23 protein-coding genes are annotated in these 26,099 nt (G+C 70.2%); 3 read left to right on the top strand and 20 right to left on the bottom strand.

The features are described from left to right. Positions 1–117: 117 nt before the first annotated feature. From ruvX to ACH41F_RS25745, 4 genes are read right to left on the bottom strand one after another with little or no spacing between them, the layout of a single operon-like run. Complete coding sequence (ruvX, locus tag ACH41F_RS25760) at positions 118–582, bottom strand: Holliday junction resolvase RuvX (RefSeq protein WP_398837697.1); 465 nt, start codon at positions 580–582, stop codon at positions 118–120. After that, complete coding sequence (alaS, locus tag ACH41F_RS25755; protein WP_398837695.1) at positions 582–3,254, bottom strand: alanine--tRNA ligase; 2,673 nt, start codon at positions 3,252–3,254, stop codon at positions 582–584. Before alaS ends, ruvX begins: the two co-directional genes overlap by 1 nt. Continuing rightward, positions 3,254–3,613, bottom strand: a complete 360-nt coding sequence (locus ACH41F_RS25750; RefSeq protein WP_398837694.1) for a hypothetical protein — start codon at positions 3,611–3,613, stop codon at positions 3,254–3,256. Before ACH41F_RS25750 ends, alaS begins: the two co-directional genes overlap by 1 nt. Before the next feature lie 9 nt (positions 3,614–3,622). After that, positions 3,623–4,057, bottom strand: coding sequence for a DUF948 domain-containing protein (locus tag ACH41F_RS25745; protein WP_046260067.1), 435 nt, complete (start codon positions 4,055–4,057; stop codon positions 3,623–3,625). 171 nt (positions 4,058–4,228) lie between these two features. Between ACH41F_RS25745 and ACH41F_RS25740 the strand changes: the two genes are divergently transcribed. Then, the gene (locus ACH41F_RS25740) at positions 4,229–6,430 is read left to right on the top strand and encodes an ATP-binding protein (protein WP_398837693.1); all 2,202 of its coding nucleotides are present in this window, start codon (positions 4,229–4,231) and stop codon (positions 6,428–6,430) included. Between the two features lie 30 nt (positions 6,431–6,460). Here the strand turns inward: ACH41F_RS25740 and rpsD are convergent, their stop codons facing one another. The 5 genes from rpsD to ACH41F_RS25715 all read right to left on the bottom strand — a co-directional run bounded on the left by rpsD (position 6,461) and on the right by ACH41F_RS25715 (position 11,876). After that, positions 6,461–7,075 (bottom strand): 30S ribosomal protein S4, encoded by a 615-nt coding sequence (rpsD, locus tag ACH41F_RS25735; protein ID WP_123987943.1) that lies wholly within the window; start codon positions 7,073–7,075, stop codon positions 6,461–6,463. 300 nt (positions 7,076–7,375) lie between these two features. Continuing rightward, complete coding sequence (locus ACH41F_RS25730) at positions 7,376–8,731, bottom strand: replication-associated recombination protein A (protein WP_398837691.1); 1,356 nt, start codon at positions 8,729–8,731, stop codon at positions 7,376–7,378. 56 nt (positions 8,732–8,787) lie between these two features. Then, the gene (locus tag ACH41F_RS25725) at positions 8,788–9,450 is read right to left on the bottom strand and encodes a vitamin K epoxide reductase family protein (protein ID WP_391240814.1); all 663 of its coding nucleotides are present in this window, start codon (positions 9,448–9,450) and stop codon (positions 8,788–8,790) included. 438 nt (positions 9,451–9,888) lie between these two features. Continuing rightward, positions 9,889–11,151, bottom strand: coding sequence for a histidine--tRNA ligase (gene hisS / locus ACH41F_RS25720; protein ID WP_391240811.1), 1,263 nt, complete (start codon positions 11,149–11,151; stop codon positions 9,889–9,891). Positions 11,152–11,162: 11 nt separating this feature from the next. Beyond that, on the bottom strand, positions 11,163–11,876 hold the full coding sequence (locus ACH41F_RS25715) for an MBL fold metallo-hydrolase (RefSeq protein WP_398837689.1): 714 nt from the start codon (positions 11,874–11,876) through the stop codon (positions 11,163–11,165). A gap of 179 nt (positions 11,877–12,055) precedes the next feature. Here ACH41F_RS25715 and ACH41F_RS25710 point away from each other — a divergent pair, with 179 nt between their 5' ends. Beyond that, positions 12,056–12,874, top strand: coding sequence for a peptidylprolyl isomerase (locus tag ACH41F_RS25710; RefSeq protein WP_391240806.1), 819 nt, complete (start codon positions 12,056–12,058; stop codon positions 12,872–12,874). Positions 12,875–13,009: 135 nt separating this feature from the next. After that, a complete protein-coding gene (locus tag ACH41F_RS25705) occupies positions 13,010–14,239 on the top strand; it encodes a DUF349 domain-containing protein (RefSeq protein ID WP_391240803.1) in 1,230 nt (409 codons plus the stop codon). Positions 14,240–14,311: 72 nt separating this feature from the next. Here ACH41F_RS25705 and ACH41F_RS25700 read toward each other — a convergent pair whose 3' ends face one another. The 11 genes from ACH41F_RS25700 to pdxS form a co-directional block, all read right to left on the bottom strand. Continuing rightward, positions 14,312–16,888 (bottom strand): RelA/SpoT family protein, encoded by a 2,577-nt coding sequence (locus tag ACH41F_RS25700; protein ID WP_391240800.1) that lies wholly within the window; start codon positions 16,886–16,888, stop codon positions 14,312–14,314. Between the two features lie 275 nt (positions 16,889–17,163). After that, positions 17,164–17,703 (bottom strand): adenine phosphoribosyltransferase, encoded by a 540-nt coding sequence (locus ACH41F_RS25695; RefSeq protein ID WP_391240797.1) that lies wholly within the window; start codon positions 17,701–17,703, stop codon positions 17,164–17,166. Beyond that, positions 17,700–18,809, bottom strand: a complete 1,110-nt coding sequence (gene secF / locus ACH41F_RS25690; protein WP_398837686.1) for a protein translocase subunit SecF — start codon at positions 18,807–18,809, stop codon at positions 17,700–17,702. Before secF ends, ACH41F_RS25695 begins: the two co-directional genes overlap by 4 nt. Before the next feature lie 2 nt (positions 18,810–18,811). Continuing rightward, entirely contained in the window at positions 18,812–20,575 is a 1,764-nt protein-coding gene (secD, locus tag ACH41F_RS25685; protein ID WP_391240790.1) for a protein translocase subunit SecD, read from the bottom strand. A 129-nt stretch (positions 20,576–20,704) separates the two neighbouring features. Beyond that, entirely contained in the window at positions 20,705–21,211 is a 507-nt protein-coding gene (gene yajC, locus ACH41F_RS25680) for a preprotein translocase subunit YajC (protein ID WP_391240788.1), read from the bottom strand. 174 nt (positions 21,212–21,385) lie between these two features. Beyond that, positions 21,386–22,456: a Holliday junction branch migration DNA helicase RuvB gene (gene ruvB / locus ACH41F_RS25675; RefSeq protein WP_398837683.1), complete on the bottom strand. Its 1,071-nt coding sequence runs from the start codon at positions 22,454–22,456 to the stop codon at positions 21,386–21,388. 12 nt (positions 22,457–22,468) lie between these two features. After that, a complete protein-coding gene (gene ruvA, locus ACH41F_RS25670) occupies positions 22,469–23,074 on the bottom strand; it encodes a Holliday junction branch migration protein RuvA (RefSeq protein ID WP_391240782.1) in 606 nt (201 codons plus the stop codon). Beyond that, positions 23,071–23,610 (bottom strand): crossover junction endodeoxyribonuclease RuvC, encoded by a 540-nt coding sequence (gene ruvC, locus ACH41F_RS25665; protein WP_391240779.1) that lies wholly within the window; start codon positions 23,608–23,610, stop codon positions 23,071–23,073. The genes ruvA and ruvC overlap by 4 nt, the downstream gene beginning before the upstream one ends. A gap of 109 nt (positions 23,611–23,719) precedes the next feature. Further along, on the bottom strand, positions 23,720–24,472 hold the full coding sequence (locus ACH41F_RS25660) for a YebC/PmpR family DNA-binding transcriptional regulator (protein ID WP_391240776.1): 753 nt from the start codon (positions 24,470–24,472) through the stop codon (positions 23,720–23,722). A gap of 49 nt (positions 24,473–24,521) precedes the next feature. Continuing rightward, positions 24,522–25,127: a pyridoxal 5'-phosphate synthase glutaminase subunit PdxT gene (gene pdxT, locus ACH41F_RS25655; RefSeq protein WP_391240773.1), complete on the bottom strand. Its 606-nt coding sequence runs from the start codon at positions 25,125–25,127 to the stop codon at positions 24,522–24,524. Continuing rightward, a complete protein-coding gene (pdxS, locus tag ACH41F_RS25650) occupies positions 25,127–26,032 on the bottom strand; it encodes a pyridoxal 5'-phosphate synthase lyase subunit PdxS (protein ID WP_391240770.1) in 906 nt (301 codons plus the stop codon). Before pdxS ends, pdxT begins: the two co-directional genes overlap by 1 nt. Positions 26,033–26,099 lie beyond the last annotated feature (67 nt).

The raw sequence follows: 26,099 nt of genomic DNA, 5'->3' as shown, positions 1-26,099 counted from the left end.
CCCTAGAGCCGCGAGGCGGCGGTCGCGCGGCTTGTGGCTCGGCATCCGGACCGCCTCTCTCTGTGCGGCACCTGTTCGAACAGCGCCGCAGTCGCGCGGAACGTTACCGTATCGCGATCAGATGACCACTTCGACGCTCTCGCCGGGTGCTTTACCTGACACCCGTTCGGATTCGAGCGCCTGCTGGAGGATGATCACAGCGGCTGCCTGGTCGATGACGGAGCGGCCCTTCTTGGACTTCACGCCGGAGGCGCGCAGTCCCTGGCTCGCGGTGACCGTGGTCATCCGCTCGTCCAGCAGGCGGACCGGGACGGGGGCGATGCCCTTCGCCAGTTCCTGGGCGAAGCCTCTGACCTTGACCGCCGCCGGTCCCTCGCCCCCCTTGAGGGAGCGCGGGAGACCGACCACGACCTCGATCGGCTCGTACTCCTCGACGATCTGCTTCAGCCGCCGGTGGGCGGCCGGGAGGTCCCGGCCCGGGACCGTCTCCACCGGGGTGGCGAGGATCCCGTCGGGGTCGCACGAGGCAACCCCGATCCGGGCGTCCCCGACGTCGATCGCGAGCCGGCGTCCTCTGCGCATTACTTGGCCGTCTCCCCGACCGCGCGCTCCACGGCGTTCACGGCCTCGCCGATCGCGGCCGCGTTCTGGCCACCGCCCTGGGCGACGTCCGGCTTGCCGCCACCGCCGCCGCCGAGGGTCTTGGCGGCGGTGCGGACCAGGTCACCGGCCTTGAGACCGCGCTCACGGGCGGCCTCGTTGGTGGCGATGACGGTCAGCGGCTTGCCGTTGTTGACCGTGAAGAGGGCCACGACGACGGCCCGGCCGCCCTGGATGCGGCCGCGTACGTCGAGGACCAGCTTGCGCAGGTCGTCGGCGGTGGTGCCGTCCGGGACCTGCCCGGTGACGACCGCGATCCCGCGGATGTCCTTGGCGGACTCGGCGAGACCGGCGGCGGCCTGGAGCACCTTCTCCGCGCGGAACTTCTCGATCTCCTTCTCGGCGTCCTTCAGCTTGCCGAGCATGGCGGAGACCTTCTCCGGGAGCTCCTCCGGGCGGCCCTTGATCAGCTCCTGGAGCTGGGCGACGACCGTGTGCTCACGGGCGAGGAAGTTGTAGGCGTCGACACCGACGAGCGCCTCGATACGGCGGACCCCGGAGCCGATCGACGACTCACCCAGCAGCTTGACCAGGCCGAGCTGCGCGGTGTTGTGGACGTGCGTGCCGCCGCACAGCTCCTTGGAGAAGTCGCCGATGGTGACCACGCGGACCCGCTCGCCGTACTTCTCGCCGAACTCGGCGATGGCGCCCTGCTTCTTGGCCTCGTCGATGCCCATGACGTCGGCGCGGACGTCGAGGTCGCGGGCGAGCACCTCGTTGATCTTCTGCTCGACGTCGGTCATCACGGCCGTGGGAACGGCGGACGGGGAACCGAAGTCGAAGCGGAAGCGGCCGGGCTGGTTCTCGGAACCGGCCTGGGCGGCCGTCGGGCCGAGCGCGTCGCGCAGGGCCTGGTGGGTCAGGTGGGTGGCCGAGTGGGCGCGGGCGATGGCGGTGCGACGGCGGGCGTCGATCGAGGCGTGCGCCTTGGCACCGACGGTGACCTCGCCGAACTGCACGACGCCCTTGTGGACGTAGACGCCCGGGACCGGCTTCTGGCAGTCGCGCACCTCGATGACGGCACCGGAGTCGACCTTGATCTTTCCGGTGTCGCCGATCTGGCCGCCGCCCTCGGCGTAGAACGGGGTCCGGTCGAGGACGATCTCGACCTCGTCGCCCTCGGTGGCGGCCGGGGAGGAGGCGCCGTCGACGAGGATGCCCACGATCGTGGACTCGCCCTCGGTGTCCGAGTAGCCGATGAAGTCGGTCTCGCCGACCTTGTCCGCGATCTCGCGGTAGGCACCGGCACCGGCGTGGCCGGTCTTCTTGGCCTGGGCGTCGGCCTTGGCGCGGTCCCGCTGCTCCTTCATCAGGCGGCGGAAGCCGTCCTCGTCCACGGACAGCCCCTGCTCGGCGGCCATCTCCAGGGTGAGGTCGATCGGGAAGCCCCAGGTGTCGTGGAGCAGGAACGCCTTGTCGCCGGACAGGACGGTGCCACCGGCCTGCTTGGTCTCGGCGACGGCGGTGTCGAGGATGTTCGTGCCGCCCTTGAGGGCCTTGAGGAAGGCGTTCTCCTCGGCGACGGCGACCTTCTCGATGCGCTCGCGGTCGGTGACCAGCTCGGGGTACTGCTGGCCCATCATGGCGATCACGGTGTCGATCAGGTCCTTGACGACCGGACCGGTGGCGCCGAGGAGGCGCATGTTGCGGATGGCGCGGCGCATGATGCGGCGCAGGACGTAACCGCGGCCCTCGTTGCCGGGGGTGACACCGTCGCCGATGAGCATCACGGACGTGCGCATGTGGTCGGTGACCACGCGCAGGGAGACGTCCGAGTCGTGGGCGTCGCCGTACGCGACACCGGTCAGCTCGGTGGCCTTCTTGATGACGGCCATGGAGGTGTCGATCTCGTACATGTTCTGCACGCCTTGCAGGATCATCGCCAGGCGCTCGAGTCCGAGGCCGGTGTCGATGTTCTTGCTGGGGAGCTCGCCGAGGATCTCGAAGTTGTCCTTGCCGATGCCCTCGCCGCGCTCGTACTGCATGAAGACGAGGTTCCAGATCTCCACGTACCGCTCGTCGTTGACGGCGGGGCCGCCCTCGACGCCGAAGTCGGGGCCGCGGTCGTAGTTGATCTCGGAACAGGGGCCGCAGGGTCCGGGGACGCCCATGGACCAGTAGTTGTCCTTCATGCCGAGGCGCTGGATGCGCTCCTTCGGCACCCCGACGACCTCGTGCCAGATGCGCTCGGCCTCGTCGTCGTCCTGGTAGACGGTGATCCAGAGCTTCTCCGGCTCCAGGCCGTAACCACCCTTGTCCTGGGGCGTGGTGAGCAGCTCCCAGGCGTACTTGATGGCGCCTTCCTTGAAGTAGTCGCCGAAGGAGAAGTTGCCGCACATCTGGAAGAAGGTGCCGTGCCGGGTGGTCTTGCCGACCTCTTCGATGTCGGGGGTGCGCACGCACTTCTGCACACTGGTGGCGCGCGCCCACGGCGGCTTGACCTCACCGAGGAAGTACGGCTTGAAGGGCACCATGCCGGCGGGGACCAGGAGCAGAGTCGGGTCGTCCGCGATGAGCGACGCCGAAGGGACGACGGTGTGACCGCGCTCCTCGTAGAAGCTCAGCCAGCGGCGGCGAATCTCGGCCGACTCCATCAGTGGTCCTCATTCCGGTTGTGCGAGTACGTCTGGTACGTCGATCCCTCGACGTACTTCGGGTGGTTGCGGTTCTCGATGGCGGCGTGCCGCCGGGCCGCGGGGAGTTCGGGGTCGACGGGGGCGTTCAGCCCGAGCGCGTCGCCGAGTTCCTCCTCCCGCTGGGCCATGTTGTCGCGGACGTCGAGCGCGAAGCCCACCGCGCGGTCCTTGATGCGGTGACCGGCCTCGATGGCCTTGTTCGCCGCGGTGGCGGCGAGGCTCTCGGGGGTCAGCTGCCTCAGCTTGCGGTTGACCTTGGTGGTGGCCCACACACCGGCGGCGACGCCCGTGCTGAACCAGAACGTACGGCGGAACATCGCTTGGTCTCAGTCCTTCTTCCGCTTGCTCCGTCGTGACGCCGGGACGGTACGGCCCACGATCACGGTACGCCGGGGTGCCTTGGCGGGCACGTCGTCCTTGCGGCCGCTGATCGCCCGGCGCACGCCGTACCCGAAGGCCGCGACCTTGACGAGGGGACCGCCGAAGGTGGAGGCGACGGTGGTGGACAGCGCGGAGGCGTTGGAGGTGACCTCCTGGACGTCCGAGGCGATCGCGTCGACCCGGTCGATCTGGGTCTGCGCGGAGCGGACCGCCGAGGAGGCGTCCGCCAGGAGCGGTACGGCCTGGTCGGTCACGTCCGCCACGAGTTTGGTGGTCGCCCTGAGCGTCTGGGCCAGCCTCGCCAGCGCTACGGCGAGGAAGGACACCAGGATCGCCCAGAAGACGGCCACCAGGATCCCGGCCACCTCGCCACCGGACACTGCGCACCCGCTCCCGTATACGTGTCTGACATCTTTGGAACCATGAAAACCCAGTAGGCCGAGCCTATCGCGCCGCGGGTGCGGCTCCGTACCGGATTGCCGCCGTCGCGCGGGCCGGGTTGCGCGAAGCGATTGTACGGAGTGAACACGGTTCAGTACGCTCCGTGTCCCATGCGTGACCATCGGCTCTGCGACGGCAATCTGCCCCTCGAACTGGACGCGTTCGTGGGGCGCTCGGCCGAACTCGCGGAACTGTCCCGGCTCCTGGAGAACGCGCGGCTGGTGACCGTGACCGGGGCCGGCGGCATCGGCAAGTCCCGGCTGGCGGCCCGGGCGGCGGCGCGCGAGGGCACCTGGCGGGTCGAACTGGCCGCGGTGCGCGATCCGGAGCTCGTGGACTTCGCGGTCCTGGAGACGCTGGGGCTCACCGACCACACCACACGGCCGCCGCGCGAGATCCTGCTCGCCCATCTCGCCGAGCGCGGGCCCGGGCGTCAACTCCTGCTGCTGCTGGACGGGTTCGAGCATCTCGTGGAGGCGTGCGCGGAACTGGTCGCCGACCTGCTGCGGAAGGCGCCCGGCCTCCGGGTGCTCGCGGTGGGCCGCAGACCGCTGTCCGTGGCGGGCGAGCGGGTGTTCACGCTCGGCCCGCTGGCGCAGGACGAGGCCGTGGAGCTCTTCCTGTCGCGGGCGGCCGGGTCGCGGGCTTCAGGGTCGGAGGCGGCCGGGTCGGAGGCGGCCGGGTCGGAGGCGGCCGGGTCGGAGGTGGTCGCCGCCGTCGATCCCGCCGTGCCGGAACTGTGCCGGCGCCTGGACGGCATCCCGCTCGCGGTCGAACTGGCCGCCGGGCGACTGCGGGCCCTGTCCCCCGGGCAGCTGCTGGAGCGGCTCGACGACCGGTTCCGGCTGCTGGCCGGCGGCGGGCGGGACACCTTGCCCCGGCATCGCACGCTGCGTACGGCGATCGGCTGGAGCCATGAGCTGTGCACGTCCGAGGAGCGGCTGCTGTGGTCGCGTCTGTCGGTGTTCGCCGGGCCCTTCGACCTGGAGGCCGCGGAGTACGTCTGCAGCGGCGACGGGCTGGCCGAGCAGGACGTCCTCGACGTGCTGACGGAACTGCTCGCGCAGTCCGTGGTCGCGCGGGAGGAGTCCGTGACGGGGGTGCGCTACCGGATGCTGGACACGGTCCGGGCCTACGGCGCCGACTGGCTGGAGGCGAGCGGCGACGCGGCCCGGCTGCGACGACGGCACCGTGACTGGTACCTGGGCCTGGCCACCTGGTGCGAGCTGGACTGGTTCTCGCCGCGCCAGGCCGAGGTCGCCGCGCGCGTCGAGGCGGAACTGCCCAATCTGCGCTCCGCCCTGGACCACTGTCTGTCCGACCCGGACGAAACGCACCTGGGCCAGTACCTCGCCGGGTCCCTCTGGTTCTACTGGGCCGGTTGCGGACGGCTGTCGGAGGGCCGGCACTGGCTGGAGCAGGCCGTGCGACTGGAGTCCGACAACGAGCTGTCGCGGTTGAAGGCCCTGTGGGTGCTGGGTTACGTGGCGATCCTCCAGGGCGACACGGTGCCCGCGCTCGCCGCGCTCCAGGAGTGCCGTCAGGAGGCGGAGCGGTCGGCGAACCCCATGGCGGTGGCCTACGCCGAGCACCGCACCGGGTGTCTGGCCCTGGTCACGGACGACATGGCCCGTGCGGAGACGCTGCTGCGCTCGTCGCTGGGGCGCTACCGGGAGATCGGCGAGCTCAACAGCAACGTGCTGATGGGCCAGGTGGAACTGGCGATGGCCCGGGCCTTCCAGGGCGATCTGCCGGAGGCGGTCAGCCTCTGCGAGGACGTCCGGCAGGTCTGCGAGGACCACGGCGAGCGCTGGGCCAGGTCGTACGCGCTGTACGTGCTGGCCTACGCGGCCTGGAGCGAGGGCGACCCTGCGGCGGCCCGCGCCCTGCTGACCGACTGCCTCGGCGCCGCCCACTCCTTCCACGACCTGCTCGGCACGGTCCTGACGATCGAGCTGCTGGCCCTGGTCACGGCGGTGCAGGGCGACCCGGCGGAGGCGGCGGTCCTCCAGGGCGCGGCGGCCGCGATGTGGCCCTCGGTCGGTCTGCCGCTGTTCGGCTCCGCCTACTACAACGCCCCGCACGAACGGTGCGAGGCGACGGCCCGGGAGCGGCTGGGCGACCAGCGGTACGAGGAGTGCGTGCGGGAGGGCGGACGGCTCGGCCGGGAGGCCGCGGTGGCCCGGGTGCTGGGGCGGCCGGTGGAGGCGCTGCCCGCGCCGCGCGGACCGGCCCGGCACGCCCAGGGTGCGGTGGCCCTGCACGAACCCGCCGCCTCGCCCACCCGGAAGGGCGGGGAGACGGCGGGCTGAGGTGGTGCGTGTGCTACGTCCGGCTGGTGATCAGCGGGCGTAGTACTCGACGACGAGCTGCTCGTCGCAGATCACCGGGATCTCCTTGCGGTTCGGCTCGCGGTCCAGGCGGAAGGCCAGGGCGCGGAGGTTCACCTGGAGGTAGCGCGGGGTCTCGCCGTCGGGGGCGAAGCCACCCTCGCGGGCGATGGAGAAGAGGGTCTTCTCACGGCTGCGCTCGCGGACCATCACGACGTCGTCGGGACGGACGCGGAAGGACGGCTTGTCGACCTTCTGGCCGTTGACCTCGATGTGGCCGTGGACGACCATCTGACGGGCCTGGTAGATCGTGCGGGCGATGCCCGAACGCAGGACCAGCGCGTCGAGACGGCGCTCGAGCTCGATGATCAGGGCCTCACCGGTCTTGCCCTGGACCTTGGAGGCGCGCTCGTAGGCGCGGACGAGCTGACGCTCGGAGACGTCGTACTGCGCGCGCAGACGCTGCTTCTCGAGCAGACGGACCTTGTAGTCCGAGTTCTGCTTGCGGCCACGGCCGTGCTCACCCGGGGGGTAGGGACGGGCCTCGAAGTACTTGACGGCCTTCGGGGTCAGCGCGATGCCGAGGGCACGCGACTTCTTGACCTTGGGGCGGGACTGGTTCGCCACGATCTCTCATTTCTCGGTGTTCGGCTTGTCAGAGTCGAGGGAGGTCGCATCCGCAGCCGGGGAAACCCTCCGGGTCTGCTGGGGACCCGTCGGGCAGCCGCTCCCTGGTCTGGGCACAACGTGCAGCACGCGAGTGGCCCACCGACCGGTTCCGTCGTACGACGGATGGTGGTGGGCTGCCCGCGACACCATTCGATCGGTGCGCGACGCTCCTGGAGCCGGTCCGAGGACCGGAGCTCCGGCTGACCGTCCCGTTCTGACTGCACGGGACACAGCACTTCGAGGGATTCTACAGGGCGCTCAGGACCGCTTGCGACCGAGGTGCTTCCTGGTCCACTCCACCGCGTCCGCGTACCGGGCCTCGGCGCCGTGCCGGGACGGCTCGTAGTACTCGCGGTCCTTGATCGCGTCCGGGGCGTACTGCTGCTCGGCGATGCCCTCGGGCAGGTCGTGCGGGTAGACGTATCCCTGGGCGTGGCCGAGCTTGGCGGCGCCCTTGTAGTGCCCGTCGCGCAGGTGCGGGGGCACCGGTCCGGCCAGGCCCTTGCGGACGTCCTCCATGGCGGCGCCGATCGCCGTGGTCGCGGAGTTGGACTTGGGGGCCAGGGCGAGGGCGATGGTGGCGTGGCTCAGCGTCAGCGCGGCCTCGGGGAAGCCGATCATGGCGACGGCCTGGGCCGCGGCGACGGCGATGGGCAGGGCGTTCGGGTCGGCGAGCCCGATGTCCTCGCTGGCGGAGATCATCAGGCGCCGGGCGATGAACCGGGGGTCCTCGCCGGCCTCGATCATGCGGGCCAGGTAGTGCAGGGCGGCGTCGACGTCCGAGCCGCGGATGGACTTGATGAGGGCGCTGGCGACGTCGTAGTGCTGGTCGCCGTCGCGGTCGTACTTCACGGCCGCGCGGTCGACCGTCTCCTCCAGCGTGGTGAGGGAGAGTTCCGCCTCGCCCTTGTCCAGCGCGGCCCCGGCGCCGGCCTCCAGGGCGGTCAGGGCGCGGCGGGCGTCACCGCCGGCGATCCGCAGGAGGTGGTCCTCGGCGTCCTCGCTGAGGGCGACGGCGTCCTTCAGCCCTCGCTCGTCGGTCAGGGCCCGCCTCAGCAGCCCCCTGACGTCGTCGTCGGTGAGGGGTTCGAGGGTCAGCAGCAGGGAGCGGGAGAGCAGCGGGGAGATGATCGAGAAGTACGGGTTCTCGGTGGTCGCCGCGATCAGCGTGACCCAGCGGTTCTCGACGGCCGGGAGCAGGGAGTCCTGCTGGGCCTTGCTGAAGCGGTGGATCTCGTCGAGGAAGAGGACGGTCTCCTTGCCGTAGCCGCCGGTGGCGCGGCGGGCGCCGTCGATGACCGCGCGGACCTCCTTGACGCCCGCGGTGATCGCCGACAGCTCGACGAACCGCTTGTTGGTGGCCTTGGAGACCACGTAGGCCAGGGTCGTCTTGCCGGTGCCGGGCGGGCCCCACAGAATCACCGAGGACGGTCCCGCCGGGCCGCCCGCGCCCTCGCCGACCAGGCGGCGCAGGGGCGAGCCGGGCTTGAGCAGGTGCTGCTGGCCCACCACCTCGTCGAGGGTGCGCGGGCGCATGCGGACCGCCAGGGGACTCCCGGCGGGGTCCTTCTCCTGGCGTTCTTCTGCGGCTGCGGTGAACAGATCGGGCTCCACGCTCAAAACCCTAGTTCACCGCACTGACAATCCCGCCGGGCGCCGGAGCGGTCCGGTCAGCTGGTCCAGAAGTCCCACCAGCGGGTCAGGACCAGCATGCCGATGATGCCGATGTGCAGAACGGGCAGCACCCAGGTGAACTCGCCGAAGAAGCTCTTCAGCCAACGCGGGGCGGGCAGGAAGCCGTTGCGCACGTTGAACGAGGTCACGTACCAGAACATGATGATCGTGGCGACCCAGGCCAGGGAGCACCACAGGCACAGCGCGTTGATCCGGTACAGGGACTGGAACATCAGCCAGGCGCAGAACGAGACGCCGAAGAGGGTGCCGGCGTTGAAGGTCAGCCAGTACCAGCGCGGGAAGCGGGCCCGGGCGAGCAGGCTCATGCCGACGCAGACGACGATGCCGTAGGCGACGAGGCCGAGCATCGGGTTGGGGAAGCCGAAGGCGGCGGCCTGCTTGGACTCCATGACGCTGCCGCAGGAGACCACGGGGTTGAGGCTGCAGCCGGGGGTGTAGGACGTGCCGGCGACCTTGGCCTCGAGCAGCTTGAACTTGTCGATCGTGATGACCCACGCGGCGAGCAGGCCGGCCGCGCCGGTGATCACCAGCAGCAGGGCGAGGGCACGGCTGCCGCCCGCCGCGCGCGGTGCGCCGTCCGGGCCCGCCGACGAAGGCTCGGGCTCGGTGGAGACGTCTTTGACTGTGGTCTTGCTCATCACGCCGATTCCGTCTGCTTGAGAGTTGGACCTTCTTCGGGCAGGGGCCATTGTGCCGCACACGGGGCCCTGTCCACCGTTCGGTGGACATAAGGAAGGCCGCTCGGTCGCCCCCGGGCGAACGGTTCCGGCCGACACCCGCGGGGGCCGTACGGGGCCACGCACGCCGTCGAGGGCATCGGCATGGGCGGGGCGTTCGCCCTGCTTGGCGCAGTGCGTGGAGACCCTCCGGGGCAATCGGAGCCCTGGGTCCGGCCCTCGAGACGGGCACACGCGCGTGCCGCTCGCCTGTCGGAATCCCCTGGCAGGACGAATCGACGCCCACCGGGTTGACGGTTCACCATATGGCCGGGCGACGGGCACCTGAGGCAACGGCGAAGGCGCCGGACACCAGGTGCGGTGTCCGGCGCCTTCCCGGGTGGGGCCACGGCCGCGGCACTAGCCGAGGCGGGACTCCAGCTCGGCCACGATCTCGTTGACGCCGATCGCCGTCTGCTCGCCGGACTCCATGTCCTTGAGCTGGACCACGCCCTCGGCGAGGTCGCGCTCACCGGCGACGACCGTGTAGCGGGCGCCGCTGCGGTTGGCGTTCTTCATGGCGCCCTTGAGGCCCTTGGCGCCGTAGGAGAAGTCCGCCGCGATGCCCTGCTTGCGCAGCTCGCCCACCTTGGCGAACAGCACCCGGCGGGCCTCCTCGCCGAGCGGGACCGCGAACACGCTGGTCGTGGAGGGGAGTTCGAGCTCCACGCCCTCCGCCTCCAGGGCGAGGACCGTGCGGTCGACGCCGAGGGCCCAGCCGACGGACGGCAGTGCGGGGCCGCCGATCATCTCGGACAGGCCGTCGTAGCGACCGCCGCCGCCCACCGCGGACTGGGAGCCCAGGCCTTCGTGGACGAACTCGAAGGTCGTACGGGTGTAGTAGTCCAGGCCGCGCACCAGCTTGGGGTCGTCCTCGAAGGCCACGCCCGCCGCGGTGATCAGCTCACGGACCTCCTCGTGGTACGCCTTGCAGGCGTCGCACAGGTAGTCACGCAGCAGCGGGGCGTCGCCCAACTGCTTCTGGATGTCCGGACGCTTGTCGTCGAGCACGCGCAGCGGGTTGATCTCCGCGCGGCGCAGCGTCTCCTCGTCGAGGTCCAGCCCGCGCAGGAAGGTCTGGAGCGCCTCCCGGTACACCGGACGGCACTCCTTGTCGCCCAGGCTGTTGAGGAGGATGCGGAAATCCCTGAGGCCCAGCGAGCGGTACGCCTGGTCGGCCAGGATGATCAGCTCGGCGTCCAGCGCCGGGTCCTCGGCACCGATCGCCTCGGCGCCGACCTGCGAGAAGTGGCGGTAGCGGCCCTTCTGCGGGCGCTCGTAGCGGTAGTAGGAGCCGGAGTACCAGAGCTTGACGGGGAGGTTGCCCGCCTTGTGCAGGTTGGCCTCCAGCGCCGCGCGCAGCACGGACGCCGTTCCCTCGGGCCGCAGGGCGAGCCGGTCGCCGCCCTTGGTCTCGAAGGCGTACATCTCCTTGGTGACGATGTCGGTGGATTCACCCACACCGCGCGCGAAGAGCTCCACGCTCTCGAAGCCGGGCGTCTCGATGTAGCCGTAGCCGGAGTTGCGCAGCGGGGCCGCGATGGCCTCGCGGACCGCCAGGAACTTCGCGCTGTCCGGCGGGATGAGGTCGTACGTGCCCTTGGGGGCCTTGAAGGTGCTCACGGAAAGTCTCGTCACATTCCTCGTCGGGGAGCCTCGGCATGCGCTCCCGGGCCGTCGGCGGCCACCTGCCGCAGATACGGGTTGGTGGCGCGCTCACGGCCGATGGTCGTGTGCTCGTTGTGGCCGGGCAGCACCACGGTCGAGTCGTCGAGCGGGAGGACCACGCGGGCCAGGGACTCGAGCATGTCGTCCATGGAGCCACCGGGGAAATCGGTGCGTCCGATGGAGCCGGCGAACAGCAGGTCGCCCGAGAACAGGATCGGCGGGATGTCCGCCGCCTCGGGCAGGCCGAAGGTCACCGACCCCCTGGTATGGCCCGGCGCGTGCGCGACGGACAGCTCCAGTCCCGCCAGCTCCAGCTTCACGCCGTCGGTCAGTTCCTTGACGTCGTCCGGCTCCCCCACGGTCAGCTCGCCCATGAGCGGCATCCCGAGGGAACGGCCGAGCGCCTTCTCCGGGTCGCTCATCATGAACCGGTCCTCGGGGTGGATCCACGCGGGCACGTCGTGCGCGCCGCACACCGGGACGACCGAGGCCACATGGTCGATGTGGCCATGGGTGAGGACGACGGCGACGGGCTTGAGCCGATGCTTCTTCAGTGCCTCTTCGACTCCCTGGGCGGCCTGATGGCCCGGGTCGATGATCACGCACTCCTCACCGGCGGCGGGGGCGACGAGATAACAGTTCGTCCCCCAGGCCCCGGCGGGGAACCCGGCAATGAGCACGATCGTCCTTCGTTGTGTCGATAAGGGCGGGCTTGAAAAGGGCTGCGCCTGTGGTCAGAGCCTACCGGCGCTGCCGTTTCCTCAGCGAACCCATATACGGTACGGGGCACACGCAGGCGGTCGGCTCACTAGACGCACGCGTCCCAGCAGGCGTACGAGACGCATGAGGAGAGAACCCGGTGGTCACCCAGGAACAGCGGAAGCGGCAGCTCGCCCGGGAGAAGTTTCTGCGGCAGCAGCAGCGACGCACGGCCGCGCGACGCAAGGCCCGCATGCGCAACTCCGTGATCGCGTCGGTGCTCGGCGTGATCCTGGTGGGCAGCCTGGCGCTGTACACGACGGACGTCCTCAAGGGCGACGACGACACGTCGAACGCGGCGGCCGAGGCCAAGGACTCCACGACGCCCAGCGCGGTCGCGGACCCGTGCAAGAAGCCGGCCGAGGGCAAGCCCAGGACGGCGACCTGGAAGAAGGAGCCGGCCCTGACGATCGACAAGTCGGCGACGTACACGATGAAGCTGGCGACGACGTGCGGTGACATAGACGTCGCGCTGAAGACGAAGGCGGCCCCGCACACCGTCAACTCCTTCGACTTCCTCGCGTCCAAGGGCTACTTCGACCACACCAAGTGCCACCGGCTCACCACCAACGGCATCTACGTCCTGCAGTGCGGCGACCCGACGGGCAGCGGCAGCGGGGGTCCCGGCTACACGATCCCGGACGAGAACCTGAAGGACAAAAGCCTGAAGAAGAACATCTATCCGGCGGGCACGGTCGCCATGGCCAACACCGGCCAGAAGCACACCGGCGGCAGCCAGTTCTTCCTCGTGTACCAGGACAGTCAGCTGCCGCCGAGCTACACCCCGTTCGGCACCGTTTCCGATGCCGGCATGACGGTCCTGAAGAAGATCGCCGCCGCGGGTGAGAGCACCGGAGCGGGTGACGGGGCGCCCAACGCGACGGTCGTGATCAACAAGGCGACCGTCACCAAATCCTGACCGCCAACTGCATAATTTCGGTCGCGCGGGATGCGGACAGGCAACCCGCCGGTCGCCTATGTTGGCCGTGACGAAACTGTGGACGATGCCCGGGGGAGCACCAGCCCCTCGCCGGCATCATGTGGAGGAGGCGCTGTGAGCAGCGACCCGTGGGGCCGCGTCGACGAGACGGGGACCGTGTACGTGCGTACGGCCGACGGCGAGCAGGTCGTCGGCTCCTGGCAGGCCGGCTCCCCTGAGGAGGCGCTGGCCTACTTCGAGCGCAAGTACGAGGGCCTGGTGGTCGAGATCGGCCTCCTCGAGAAGCGGGTGAAGACCACCGATCTGTCGGCCAAGGACGCGCAGGCCGCCATCGACCACATCCGCGAGCAGGTCGACGCGCACCACGCGGTCGGCGACCTCGACGCCCTCAAGGTGCGCCTCGACAAGCTCGTGGAGACCGTCGAGAAGCGCCGCGAGGAGCGCAAGCAGCAGCGCGCGAAGCAGTCCGACGAGGCCCGGCACGCCAAGGAGGCGCTGGTCGTCGAGGCCGAGGAGCTGGCCCAGTCCGACCAGTGGCGGGCGGCCGGTGAGCGCTTGCGGGCGCTGGTGGACACCTGGAAGGGCCTGCCGCGGCTGGACCGCAAGTCCGACGACGAGCTGTGGCACCGCTTCTCGCACGCCCGCTCGGCGTTCTCCAAGCGCCGCAAGGCGCACTTCGCGTCGCTGGACGCGCAGCGGGAGGAGGCCCGCCGGACCAAGGAGCGACTGGTCTCCGAGGCCGAGGCGCTCTCCGCGTCCACCGACTGGGGCCCCACGGCCGCGCGGTACCGCGAGCTGATGGCGGAGTGGAAGGCCGCGGGCCGTGCCCAGCGCGAGCACGAGGACGACCTGTGGAACCGCTTCCGCGGCGCCCAGGACGTCTTCTTCGCCGCGCGCAGCTCGGTCTTCGCCGAGCGCGACGCCGAGCAGTCGGAGAACCTGAAGCTCAAGGAGGAACTGGCCGAGGAGGCCGAGAAGATCCTCCCGGTCACCGACCTGAAGGCGGCGCGGGCCGCGTTCCGGCAGATCAATGAGCGCTGGGAGGCCATCGGCCACGTCCCGCGCGATGCGCGTCCCAAGGTCGAGGGCCGGATGCACGCCGTCGAGCGGGCCATCCAGGAGGCCGAGGAGACCGAGTGGCGCCGCACCAACCCGGAGGCACGCGCGCGTGCCGAGGGTCTGACCGGTCAGCTCCAGGCCGCCGTGGACAAGCTCAAGGGCCAGATCGAGCAGGCCCGCGCCCAGGGCAACAACGCCCGCGCCGACAAGCTCGAGCGTGAGCTGGAGGGCCGCCAGGCGCTGCTGGACCAGGCGCTGAAGGGTCTGGAGGAGTTCGGCGGCTGACAGTACGCCGACCGTCTCGCACGACGAGAGGGGCCCCGTACATCGCGTACGGGGCCCCTCTCGTCGTATGCCCTACGACCTGCTGCGCGCCGACGTCACGCGGTACACGTCGTAGACGCCCTCCACGCCCCGGACCGCCTTCAGGACGTGCCCGAGGTGCTTGGGGTCGCCCATCTCGAAGGTGAAGCGGGAGGTGGCGACGCGGTCGCGGGAGGTCTGGACGGCCGCGGAGAGGATGTTGACGTGCTGGTCCGACAGGACGCGGGTGACGTCCGACAGGAGCCGGGAGCGGTCCAGCGCCTCGACCTGTATGGCGACCAGGAACACCGAGGACTGGGTGGGCGCCCACTCGACGTCGAGGATCCGCTCGGGCTCGCGGGACAGCGAGTCCACGTTCACGCAGTCGTTGCGGTGGACGGACACTCCGCTGCCCCGGGTGACGAAGCCCATGATCGGGTCGCCGGGGACCGGCGTGCAGCAGCGGGCGAGCTTGACCCACACGTCGTCGACGCCCTTGACGACGACGCCGGGGTCGGCGTTGGTGCGGCGCTTGCGGCCACGGCCGCGGGTCGGCGGGACCGACTCGTCGATCTCCTCGGTGGCCGCCTCCTCGCCGCCGAGCGCGGAGACGAGTTTCTGCACGATGTTCTGCGCGGAGACATGGCCCTCGCCGATCGCCGCGTACAGCGCGGAGATGTCGGAGTACCGCATCTCGTGCGCGAGCGTGACGAGGGAGTCGCCGGTCAGGATGCGCTGGATCGGCAGGTTCTGCTTGCGCATGGCACGGACGATGGCGTCCTTGCCCTGCTCGATCGCCTCGTCGCGGCGCTCCTTGGAGAACCAGGCGCGGATCTTGTTGCGGGCGCGCGGGGACTTGACGAAGTTCAGCCAGTCCCGGGACGGTCCGGCCCCGGCCGCCTTGGACGTGAAGACCTCGACGAGGTCGCCGTTGTCCAGGGTCGACTCCAGCGGTACGAGACGGCCGTTGACCCGGGCTCCTATGGTGCGGTGTCCCACCTCGGTGTGCACCGCGTACGAGAAGTCCACCGGGGTGGAACCGGCCGGCAGCGCTATCACGTCGCCCTTGGGGGTGAAGACGAAGACCTCGTTGCGCGAGAGGTCGAAGCGCAGGGACTCCAGGAACTCGCCCGGGTCCTCGGTCTCCTTCTGCCAGTCCAGGAGCTGGCGCAGCCACGCCATGTCGTTGAGGTGGTCGTCCTTGCCGGTGGTCCGCGGCGCGTCCGAGCGCACCTTGGAGGCGCCGGCGACGGCCTCCTGCTTGTACTTCCAGTGCGCGGCGATGCCGTACTCGGCGCGGCGGTGCATGTCGAAGGTGCGGATCTGGAGTTCGACCGGCTTGCCGTTGGGGCCGATGACCGTCGTGTGCAGCGACTGGTACATGTTGAACTTGGGCATCGCGATGTAGTCCTTGAACCGGCCGGGGACCGGGTTCCATCGCGCGTGCACGGTGCCGAGGGCGGCGTAGCAGTCGCGCACGGTGTCGACGAGGACGCGGATGCCCACCAGGTCGTAGATCTCCGCGAAGTCACGGCCGCGGACGATCATCTTCTGGTAGACGCTGTAGTAGTGCTTGGGGCGGCCGGTGACGGTCGCCTTGATACGGGCCGCGCGCAGGTCCTGCTGCACCTCGTCGGTCACTATGGCGAGGTACTCGTCACGCTTGGGGGCGCGCTCGGCCACCAGGCGGACGATCTCGTCGTACATCTTGGGGTAGAGGATCGCGAAGGCGAGGTCCTCCAGCTCCCACTTGATGGTGTTCATGCCCAGGCGGTGGGCGAGCGGCGCGTAGATCTCCAGGGTCTCGCGCGCCTTCTTCTCCTGCTTCTCGCGCTTGAGGTAGCGCATGGTGCGCATGTTGTGCAGGCGGTCGGCGAGCTTGATGACCAGGACACGGGGGTCCTTGGCCATGGCCACGACCATCTTGCGCACGGTCTCCGCCTGCGCGGCCTCGCCGAACTTGACCTTGTCCAGCTTGGTGACGCCGTCGACGAGCAGGGCGACCGAGTCGCCGAAGTCCCGGCGGAGCTGGTCCAGGCCGTACTCGGTGTCCTCGACCGTGTCGTGCAGCAGGCCCGCCATGAGCGTGGCCGGGTCCATGCCCAGCTCGGCGAGGATCGTGGTGACGGCCAGCGGGTGCGTGATGTACGGATCGCCGCTCTTGCGCTTCTGGCCGCGGTGCCAGCGCTCGGCGACCTGGTAGGCCGTCTCGATCTTGCGGAGGGTCGCGGTCTCGATCTTCGGGTCGTTGCTGCGCACTATCCGCAGCAGCGGCTCCAGCACCGGGTTGTACGGGTTGGAGCGCTGGACGCCGAGACGGGCCAGGCGGGCGCGGACGCGGTTGGAGGACCCGGAGCGGGCGGGCTGACCGGCGGGTGGGCGGACCACGGCGGGTGTGGACGCGGGCGCGGAGCGCTCGGGCGGGGCCGGCTTGGGGCGCGGCTGCTCGGCCGGGTCGTCGGCGGGCGCGGACTGGGCGTGCGCGTGTTCGACCGAGCCCTGCGCGGTGCTCTTCGCGTTGTTCGCGCTGTTCGCGTGCTGCGCGTCCGGCGCGTTCTGCGCGGGCGTGGCCGCGGGTCCCGAGGCGGACTCGGGCTTGGCGGCGGTCAGTGGCTGGGCCTCGTCTGGCAAGAGGACTCCTCGTGCGCGAACCGGGTCCCCCGATCAGGCTCCGGAAACCCCATGGTAGCGATCCTGCGGCTCAGGATCGCCCTCAGGCGGTGTGAGGACCGTCTACCGGCGAAACGCGCGGGTCGGGCACCGGCATTCCAGGGGCGTTCGCGCGGGGGGTCCCCGAGGAGCGCCGGCGTACCTGGTCTGTCGCGCAGTCGCACGCGCCTTTCTCGGGACACGAGAACGGCCGCCCCGGAGGAACCGGGACGGCCGTTTCTGTGACACCCGAGGTCTCAGACCACCAGCAGCGCGTCCAGCGGAGCGCCCTCCAGCGCCGGTTCCAGGCGGGCGCGGCCCGCCAGGAAGCCCAGTTCCATCAGGACCGCGAGGCCCGCGACCTGGGCGCCCGCCCTGCGGATCAGCTGGATCGCGGCCTCGGCGGTGCCGCCGGTCGCCAGGACGTCGTCGATGATCAGGACGCGGTCCTCGGCCGACAGGTCCTCCGCGTGCACCTCGATCTCGGCCGAGCCGTACTCCAGGTCGTACGCCTGGGCGAGGGTCGCTCCGGGGAGCTTGCCCGCCTTGCGTACGGGGATGAAGCCGAGGCCCGCGCGGACGGCGACCGGGGCGCCGAGGATGAAGCCGCGGGCCTCCAGGCCGACGACCTTGGTGGCGCCGGTGCGCTCGGCGATCTCCGCGAGCGCGTCGGTGAGCGCGGTGAACGCCGCCGGGTCCGCCAGGAGCGGGGTGATGTCCTTGAACATCACGCCCGGCTCCGGGTAGTCGGCCACATCGCGGATGCGGCTGAGCAGCAGCTCCTTGATGTCGGTCATCGGCGCTTCCCCGAAGGGCGGCCGCGGCCGCGGTTGCGGGACGCGGGCTGGGTGCGCGGGCCGACGACCGCGTGGGCGTCCTCGGGCTCGTCGCCGTGCGGGGCGTCGCCCCGGGTCTCGGCGAGCTCCTCCTCGGCGGAGGCCTGGGCACGCTTGGCCAGGACCCGCTTCCTGAGGGACTTCATCTGCGGCTCGAGTTCCTTGAGGTCGGCGACGAGCGGCGTGGCGATGAAGATCGAGGAGTACGCACCGGCGGCGAGGCCGACGAACAGCGACAGCGAGATGTCGTTGAGCGTGCCCGCGCCGAGGAAGCCGCCACCGATGAACAGCAGGCCCGCCACCGGCAGCAGCGCGACCACCGTGGTGTTGATGGAGCGGACCAGGGTGCCGTTGATCGAACGGTTGGCGACGTCGCTGTAGGTCCAGCGGGTCTGCTTGGTGATGTCCTTCGTCTGCTCCTTGAGGGAGTCGAAGACGACCACCGTGTCGTAGAGCGAGTAACCGAGGATGGTCAGCAGACCGATCACCGTGCCCGGCGTGACCTCGAAGCCGACGAGGGCGTAGATGCCGACGGTGATGGTGATGTCGTGGATCAGGGCGACGAGGGCGGCGATGGCCATGCGCCACTCGAAGGCGATCGCCAGATAGATCACCACCAGGACCATGAAGATCGCCAGGCCCTGCCAGGCCTTGTTGGCGATCTGGTCACCCCAGCTGGGGCCGACGAGGTCGGCCCCGATCTTCTCGGGGTCGACCTTGAAGTCCTCGGCGAGCTTGTCCTTGATCTGGTCGGACTGGGTGGTGTCCATACCGGCGATCTGGATGCGCAGCGTGCCGTTACCGAGCTTCTGCACGACCGCGTCGTGGCCGGAGGCCTTCTCCGCGTACTCCTGGGCCTGGGAGACCGAGACGCTGGTCTCCTTGGTGGTGAAGACGGCACCGCCCTGGAAGTCGATGCCCATGTTCAGGCCGCGCACCGCCAGGCCGACGATGGCCGTGATGGTGATCAGGATGGAGATGCCGTACCAGAGCTTGCGGTGACCGACGAAGTCGTAACTGATCTCGCCACGGTGCAGTCGGGCGCCGAGGTTGCCGAGTTTCGACATGCTCACGCCTCCTTCGTCTCAACGGGGGCGACGGGACGGCGGGTGCGGCGCAGCGGCGGCTTGGCACCCAGGCTCTTCGGGTCGAGGCCGGACCATTTGTTGCCGCTCGCGAAGAACGTGCGGCGGGCCAGCAGCGTCATCAGCGGCTTGGTGAAGAAGAAGACCACGACGACGTCGAGGACGGTGGTCAGACCGAGGGTGAACGCGAAGCCCTGGACCTTGCCGACGGTCACGATGAACAGCACGGCGGCGGCGAGGAACGACACGAAGTCGGAGACCATGATGGTGCGCCGGGCGCGCGGCCAGGCCCGCTCGACGGCGGGGCGCAGGGAGCGACCCTCTCGGATCTCGTCGCGGATGCGCTCGAAGTACACGATGAACGAGTCCGCGGTGATACCGATGGCGACGATGGCACCGCACACGGCCGGCAGGTTCAACGCGAAGCCGATGGCCGGGCCGAGCAGCGCCATGAGCACGTAGGTGAGGATGCCGGAGACGAGCAGCGAGGCGATCGCGACGAGCGACAGGCCGCGGTAGTAGAACACCAGGTAGAGCACGACCAGCCCGAGGCCGATCGCGCCGGCGAGCAGACCGGCGTGCAGCTGGTCGGTGCCGAGCGCGGCGGTCACCGTGGTGACGGTCTCCTCCTTGAAGGAGAGCGGGAGCGCGCCGTACGACAGCATGTTGGCGAGGCTCTGGGCCTCCTCCTGCGTGAAGCTGCCGGAGATCTGGGCCTGGCCGCCGGTGATGGACTGGCTCACGGTCGGGCTGGAGACGACCTCGCCGTCGAGCACGATGCCGAACTCGTTCTGCGGCAGGGTGTTCTGGGCCAGCTTGCCGGTGATGTCGGCGAACTTCTTCGCACCGCTCTTGTTGAAGTCCATGGTGACCTGCCAGCCGGCGGCACCCTGGGTGTCGTAGACGGCCTTGGCCTCGTCGACCTCGGTGCCGGCCACGGCGGCCGGGCCGAGCAGGTACTTGTACCAGACGCCTTCGATCTCACCGCAGCCCACGGTCGGGTCCTCGGGCTTGACACCCTCGCCGGCCTTGGTGCGGACCGCCTTCTTGGAGCAGTCGAGGGCGGCGTACTGCGCCTGGAGCTTGGCGTCGGCGGAGGTGCCCGCGCCGCTGCTCGCGGAGGCGGAGGGGCTCGCGGAGGGCGAGGCGGACGCGGAGGACGACGGGGTGGGGTCGGCCTTCAGCGCGTCGGAGGCGGCGCGGCCCTGCGTGGTGGCGGAGGCCGACGGGGAGGTCGAGGAGGTCGCCTTCTCACCGCTGGTGGCCGACTCGCTCGTGGAGGGGCTCGGCGAGGAGCTGGCGGAACCGCTCTTCGACGCGCTCGGCGAGGGGCTCGCGGCGGCGCCGGTGGCCTCCTGGGCGAGCACCGGACGGAAGTACAGCTTCGCGGTGGTGCCGACCTGGTCCCGGGCTTCCTTGGAGTTGGTGCCCTTGGGGATGTTCACGATGATGTTGCTGTCGCCCTGGGTCTGCACCTCCGCCTCGGAGACGCCCAGGCCATTGACACGGCGGTTCATGATGTCGACCGCGGTGTCCATGTTGGCCTTGTTGATCGCGGAGCCTTGGTCGGCCTTCGCCTTCAGCGTGATGCTGGTACCGCCGGCGAGGTCGATGCCGAGGCGCGGCGTGGTGTGACCGGAGGCGAACATGCCTCCGGTGAGCGCCACGATGGCGATCAGGATCAGGGCCAGCGAGCGCCCTGGCTTGCTCTGGGCGCTCGCGCTCCGGCCCCTCTTGGGTGCTGCCACCTTCTCGTACTCCCTCTCGGGCCGCTGCGCGCCGGGTCTGCGGGCGGGCGGCCATGACATGGTGTCGATCCCGTGCGAGCTGCGTACGTCCGAGGGCGCGCGGGCATGGCCCGCGCGCCCCGGGTACGGCTACTTCGCGTCGGAGTCGCCGTCGGTCTTCTTCGGCACGTCGTCCGTCTTCGCCTCGGCGGCCTCGTCGGGCTTCCGGGCCCCGTCAACGGGCTCGTCCTTCTTGCCGAGGTCGACGGCCTTGTCGTCGGAGGCGGCAACTTCGTCGGCGGACTCGTCGGTCTCATCCAGATCGGCAAGGGAGGAGGCGTCGTCGGGGACGACGTCGGTCTTCAGGTCGTGCTCGACGCCGTGGACGATGCGGTTGTACTCGTCGTCGGTCAGGACGGCACCGATGGCGTTCTTGGCGAAGAGGAGCTCGACGCCCGGGCCGGCGTCGACGAGAACCGTGTCGTCGTTGACCTCCTTGACGGTGGCGTACATCCCCCCGATGGTGCGGATGCCACTGCCGGGCTGCATCTGGTTCCGCATGTCGGCTGCCTGCTGCTGCTTCTTCTTCGCCGACCGGGTCATCAGGAACATGGCCCCGATGAGCACGATGAACGGGAGGAGGGTCACGAGACTCACGGGTCGGTACTTCCTTCACGCGACCGCGGGCTTGAGCGGCCTGATGGTTGGGGGTGTGTACGCCGCCGGCTAAGGCGGCATCGGCGGAGTCTAAGCGAGTCCGCGCGCAGGGAACAACGCTCAGCATGGCACCCGGGTTCCTGGCCCGGCCAATCCCGCGGCGTCACAAAGCCATCACGTCCCGAACAGGTCCTGTTGTCCGTTTCCGGTGGCCGCCGAGCGGGGTGGGGTGAGGCCGAGATGGGCCCATGCGGCGGGAGTGGCGACCCGGCCGCGGGGGGTCCGGGCGAGCAGGCCCTCGCGGACGAGGAAGGGTTCGGCCACCTCCTCGACGGTCTCGCGCTCCTCCCCCACCGCGACCGCGAGCGTGGACAGGCCGACCGGGCCGCCGCCGAACAGCTTGAGCAGGGCCTCCAGGACGCCGCGGTCGAGGCGGTCGAGGCCGCGGGCGTCGACCTCGTAGACCTTCAGCGCGGCGGCGGCGATGTCACGGGTGATGAGCCCGTCCGCCTTGACCTGCGCGTAGTCCCGCACCCGGCGCAGCAGCCGGTTGGCGATGCGGGGCGTGCCGCGGGAGCGGCCGGCGATCTCGGCGGCGCCCGCGCCGTCGATCTCCACGTCGAGCAGGTGCGCGGAGCGGTGGATGACCCGCTCCAGTTCCGCCGGCTCGTAGAACTCCATGTGCGCGGTGAAACCGAAGCGGTCGCGCAGCGGGGGCGGCAGCAGGCCCGCGCGTGTGGTGGCGCCGACCAGGGTGAACGGGGGCAGTTCGAGGGGGATGGCGGTGGCGCCCGGGCCCTTGCCGACGATGACGTCGACGCGGAAGTCCTCCATCGCCATGTAGAGCATCTCTTCGGCGGGCCGGGACATGCGGTGGATCTCGTCGAGGAAGAAAACCTCGCCCTCCTGGAGGGAGGACAGGATCGCGGCGAGGTCGCCGGCGTGCTGGATGGCGGGGCCCGAGGTGATGCGGATGGGGGCGCCCATCTCGGCCGCGATGATCATGGAGAGGGTCGTCTTGCCGAGGCCGGGGGCGCCGGAGAGCAGCACGTGGTCCGCGGTGGCGCCGCGCGCGCGTGCGGCGCGCAGGACGAGGTCGAGCTGTTCGCGGACCTTCTCCTGGCCGATGAACTCGTCCAGGTCCTTGGGGCGCAGCGCGGCCTCGACGGCCTGGTCCTCACGGTCGGCGACAGAGCCCACCAACCGCTCGGGGGCGGTCTCGTCGGTGGTGTCGTCCCAGTTCACTGACGTTCCCTCCTAGCGGGCGCGGTTCAGGGTCTGCAGGGCGGCCTTCAGCAGCTGACCGACCTGCGGCGTGCCGCCGGCGGCCTCGGCCTGGGGTGCTACGGCGGACACGGCCTCGTCGGCCTCGCGGGTCGCGTAGCCGAGACCGATCAGCGCCGCGTGCAGCTGGTCGCGCCAGCCCTGGGTGACCGGGGCGCCGATGGCGGGGGCGCCGATCGGCTCGCCGAGGCGGTCCTTCAGTTCGAGCAGCAGCTTCTGCGCACCCTTCTTGCCGATGCCGGGGACGGCGATCAGGGCCTTCTCGTCGGCCGTGGCCACCGCCCTGCGCAGGGCGTCCGGGGTGTGCACGGCGAGCATCGCCTGGGCCAGCCGGGGTCCGACGCCGCTCGCGGTCTGGAGCAGTTCGAAGACCTGGCGTTCGTCGTCGTCCACGAACCCGTACAGGGTCAGCGAGTCCTCGCGTACGACGAGGGAGGTGGCGAGCTTGGCGGGCTGGCCGAGGCGGAGCGTGGACAGCGTGTTCGGCGTGCACTGCACGGCCATGCCGACCCCGCCGACCTCCACGACGGCGGCGTCGGGGGCGAGTGCGGCGACGGTGCCGCTCACGAAGGCGATCATGCCGTACGGCCTTTCGATGCGTTGGCTGCGTGCAGGGCGACCGCCTGCTGGAGCCGGTTCTGCGCGGGGGCGCGCCAGATGTGGCAGATGGCGAGGGCGAGGGCGTCGGCGGCGTCGGCGGGCTTGGGCGGCGCGTCGAGCCGCAGGAGCCGGGTGACCATGGCACCGACCTGGGCCTTGTCGGCGCGGCCGCTGCCGGTGACGGCCGCCTTGACCTCACTGGGGGTGTGCAGGGCGACCGGGATGCCGCGACGCGCGGCGCACAGCATGGCGACGGCACTGGCCTGGGCGGTGCCCATGACCGTACGGACGTTGTGCTGGCTGAACACCCGCTCCACGGCGACGAATTCGGGACGGTGCTCGTCGAGCCACTGCTCGATGCCCTGCTCGACGGCGACGAGCCGGAGCCCCAACTCGGCGTCACTGGGCGTGCGTACGACGCCCACGCCGAGCATCGTCAGCGGTCGTCCCGCGACCCCTTCGACGACACCCACACCGCACCGCGTGAGTCCGGGGTCCACCCCGAGTACGCGCACCGGCCCCCTCCTTTCGGTCACCTGTTTGTGCAGGCTATCGGCTGCCACCGACAATGCGACGGGCCGACGGGGTGTGTCCCGTCGGCCCGTTCGCATCCGGAGCGTCGGCTCAGGCGTCGACCTTCTCCATGACCTCGTCGCTGACGTCGAAGTTGGCGAAGACGTTCTGGACGTCGTCGCTGTCCTCGAGCGCGTCGATCAGCTTGAAGATCTTCTTGGCGCCCTCCTCGTCCAGCTCGACCTGCATGGTCGGGACGAAGTTGGCGTCGGCCGAGTCGTAGTCGATACCGGCCTCCTGGAGGGCGGTGCGGACCGCGACCAGGTCGGTGGCCTCGCTGATGACCTCGAAGGTCTCGCCGAGGTCGTTGACCTCCTCGGCGCCCGCGTCCAGGACCGCGCCGAGCACGTCGTCCTCGGTCAGCTCGCCCTTGGGGACGATCACGACGCCCTTGCGGTTGAACAGGTACGACACCGAGCCCGGGTCGGCCATCGAGCCGCCGTTGCGGGTCATGGCGACACGGACGTCGGAGGCGGCGCGGTTGCGGTTGTCGGTGAGGCACTCGATGAGCACCGCGACACCGTTCGGACCGTAGCCCTCGTACATGATCGTCTCGTAGTCGGCGCCACCGGCCTCCAGGCCGGCGCCGCGCTTCACCGCGGAGTCGATGTTCTTGTTCGGCACCGAGCTCTTCTTGGCCTTCTGGATGGCGTCGAAGAGCGTGGGGTTGCCGTCGGGGTCGGCGCCGCCGGTACGGGCCGCGACCTCGATGTTCTTGATGAGCTTCGCGAAGAGCTTGCCGCGCTTGGCGTCGATCACGGCCTTCTTGTGCTTCGTCGTAGCCCATTTAGAGTGGCCGGACATCTGCCTGTCTCCTTCGCGTAACCCATCCGAACAACGAACCCAAGAGATCCTACAAGGACTGCGCCGACCGGTTCGCGCGCACCATGTCGACGAAGAGCGCGTGCACACGGTGGTCGCCGGTCAGCTCCGGGTGGAACGACGTGGCGAGCGCGTTGCCCTGGCGGACCGCGACGATGTGGCCGTCGTGCTCGGCGAGCACCTCGGCCTGGGCACCGACGGACTCCACCCAGGGCGCGCGGATGAACACGCCCTCCACGGCGTCGCCGTCGACGCCGCGGACGTCGACGCGCGCTTCGAAGGACTCGTTCTGCCGGCCGAAGGCGTTGCGGCGCACGATCATGTCGATGCCGCCGATCGTCTCCTGGCCCGAGCGGGGGTCGAGGATTTTGTCGGCCAGCATGATCATGCCCGCGCAGGTGCCGTAGACGGGCATGCCGGCCCGCACGCGCGCGCGGAGGGGCTCCATCACGCCGAAGAGGACGGCCAGCTTGGAGATGGTCGTCGACTCGCCGCCGGGGATGACCAGACCGTCGACCTCGGCGAGCTCCTCGGGGCGCCGCACCGGCCTGGCCACGACGTCGGCCGCGGCCAGGGCGATGAGGTGCTCCCGTACGTCACCCTGGAGTGCGAGCACTCCGACCACGGGATCGGTCATCACCAGCCCCGGTTCGCGTAACGCTCGGCCTCGGGGAGGGTGTCGCAGTTGATGCCGACCATGGCCTCGCCGAGGTTGCGGGAGGCGTCGGCGATGATCTTCGGGTCGTCGTAGAAGGTGGTGGCCTTCACGATGGCGGCGGCGCGCTTGGCCGGGTCGCCGGACTTGAAGATGCCGGAGCCGACGAAGACGCCCTCGGCGCCGAGCTGGCGCATCAGCGCGGCGTCGGCCGGGGTGGCCACACCACCGGCGGAGAACAGCACGACCGGGAGCTTGCCGAGCTCGGCGACCTCCTTGACGAGCTCGTACGGGGCGCGCAGCTCCTTGGCGGCGGCGTACAGCTCGTGGTTGTCGTAGCCGCGCAGGCGGGCGATCTCGTTCTTGATCTGGCGCAGGTGGCGGACGGCCTCGACGACGTTGCCGGTGCCGGCCTCGCCCTTGGAGCGGATCATGGCCGCGCCCTCGGCGATGCGGCGCAGGGCCTCGCCCAGGTTGGTGGCGCCGCAGACGAAGGGGGTCGTGAAGGACCACTTGTCGGAGTGGTTGACCTCGTCGGCCGGGGTGAGGACCTCGGACTCGTCGATGTAGTCGACGCCGAGGGACTGGAGCACCTGGGCCTCGACGAAGTGGCCGATCCGGGACTTCGCCATGACCGGGATGGACACGGCCTCGATGATGCCCTCGATCATGTCCGGGTCGGACATCCGGGCCACGCCGCCGTCCTTGCGGATGTCGGCCGGGACCCGCTCCAGGGCCATGACGGCGACGGCGCCCGCGTCCTCGGCGATCTTCGCCTGCTCCGGGGTGACGACGTCCATGATGACGCCGCCCTTGAGCTGCTCGGCCATGCCGCGCTTCACGCGCGCGGTGCCGGTCTCGGGAGCCTGGTTCTCGGTGATGGACACGGGTTGACCTCACTGATGTGAAAAGCGGATTTCTACAGCACCGAGGGAACGTGACGAGAGCAGTCCA

The organism is Streptomyces sp. NPDC020489 (assembly GCF_044386545.1).
GTDB lineage: Bacteria > Actinomycetota > Actinomycetes > Streptomycetales > Streptomycetaceae > Streptomyces.
The sequence above is the reverse complement of the archived record's forward strand: the minus strand, read 5'-3'. Positions and strand labels throughout refer to the sequence as shown.

Coding starts and splice junctions, on each gene's coding strand:
- ruvX (WP_398837697.1), bottom strand. CDS start 582: ATGCGCAGAGGACGCCGGCTCGCGATCGACGTCGGGGACGCCCGGATC.
- alaS (WP_398837695.1), bottom strand. CDS start 3,254: ATGGAGTCGGCCGAGATTCGCCGCCGCTGGCTGAGCTTCTACGAGGAG.
- ACH41F_RS25750 (WP_398837694.1), bottom strand. CDS start 3,613: ATGTTCCGCCGTACGTTCTGGTTCAGCACGGGCGTCGCCGCCGGTGTG.
- ACH41F_RS25740 (WP_398837693.1), top strand. CDS start 4,229: ATGCGTGACCATCGGCTCTGCGACGGCAATCTGCCCCTCGAACTGGAC.
- ACH41F_RS25725 (WP_391240814.1), bottom strand. CDS start 9,450: ATGAGCAAGACCACAGTCAAAGACGTCTCCACCGAGCCCGAGCCTTCG.
- ACH41F_RS25695 (WP_391240797.1), bottom strand. CDS start 17,703: ATGACCGACATCAAGGAGCTGCTGCTCAGCCGCATCCGCGATGTGGCC.
- secF (WP_398837686.1), bottom strand. CDS start 18,809: ATGTCGAAACTCGGCAACCTCGGCGCCCGACTGCACCGTGGCGAGATC.
- ruvA (WP_391240782.1), bottom strand. CDS start 23,074: ATGATCGCCTTCGTGAGCGGCACCGTCGCCGCACTCGCCCCCGACGCC.
- ACH41F_RS25660 (WP_391240776.1), bottom strand. CDS start 24,472: ATGTCCGGCCACTCTAAATGGGCTACGACGAAGCACAAGAAGGCCGTG.
- pdxT (WP_391240773.1), bottom strand. CDS start 25,127: ATGACCGATCCCGTGGTCGGAGTGCTCGCACTCCAGGGTGACGTACGG.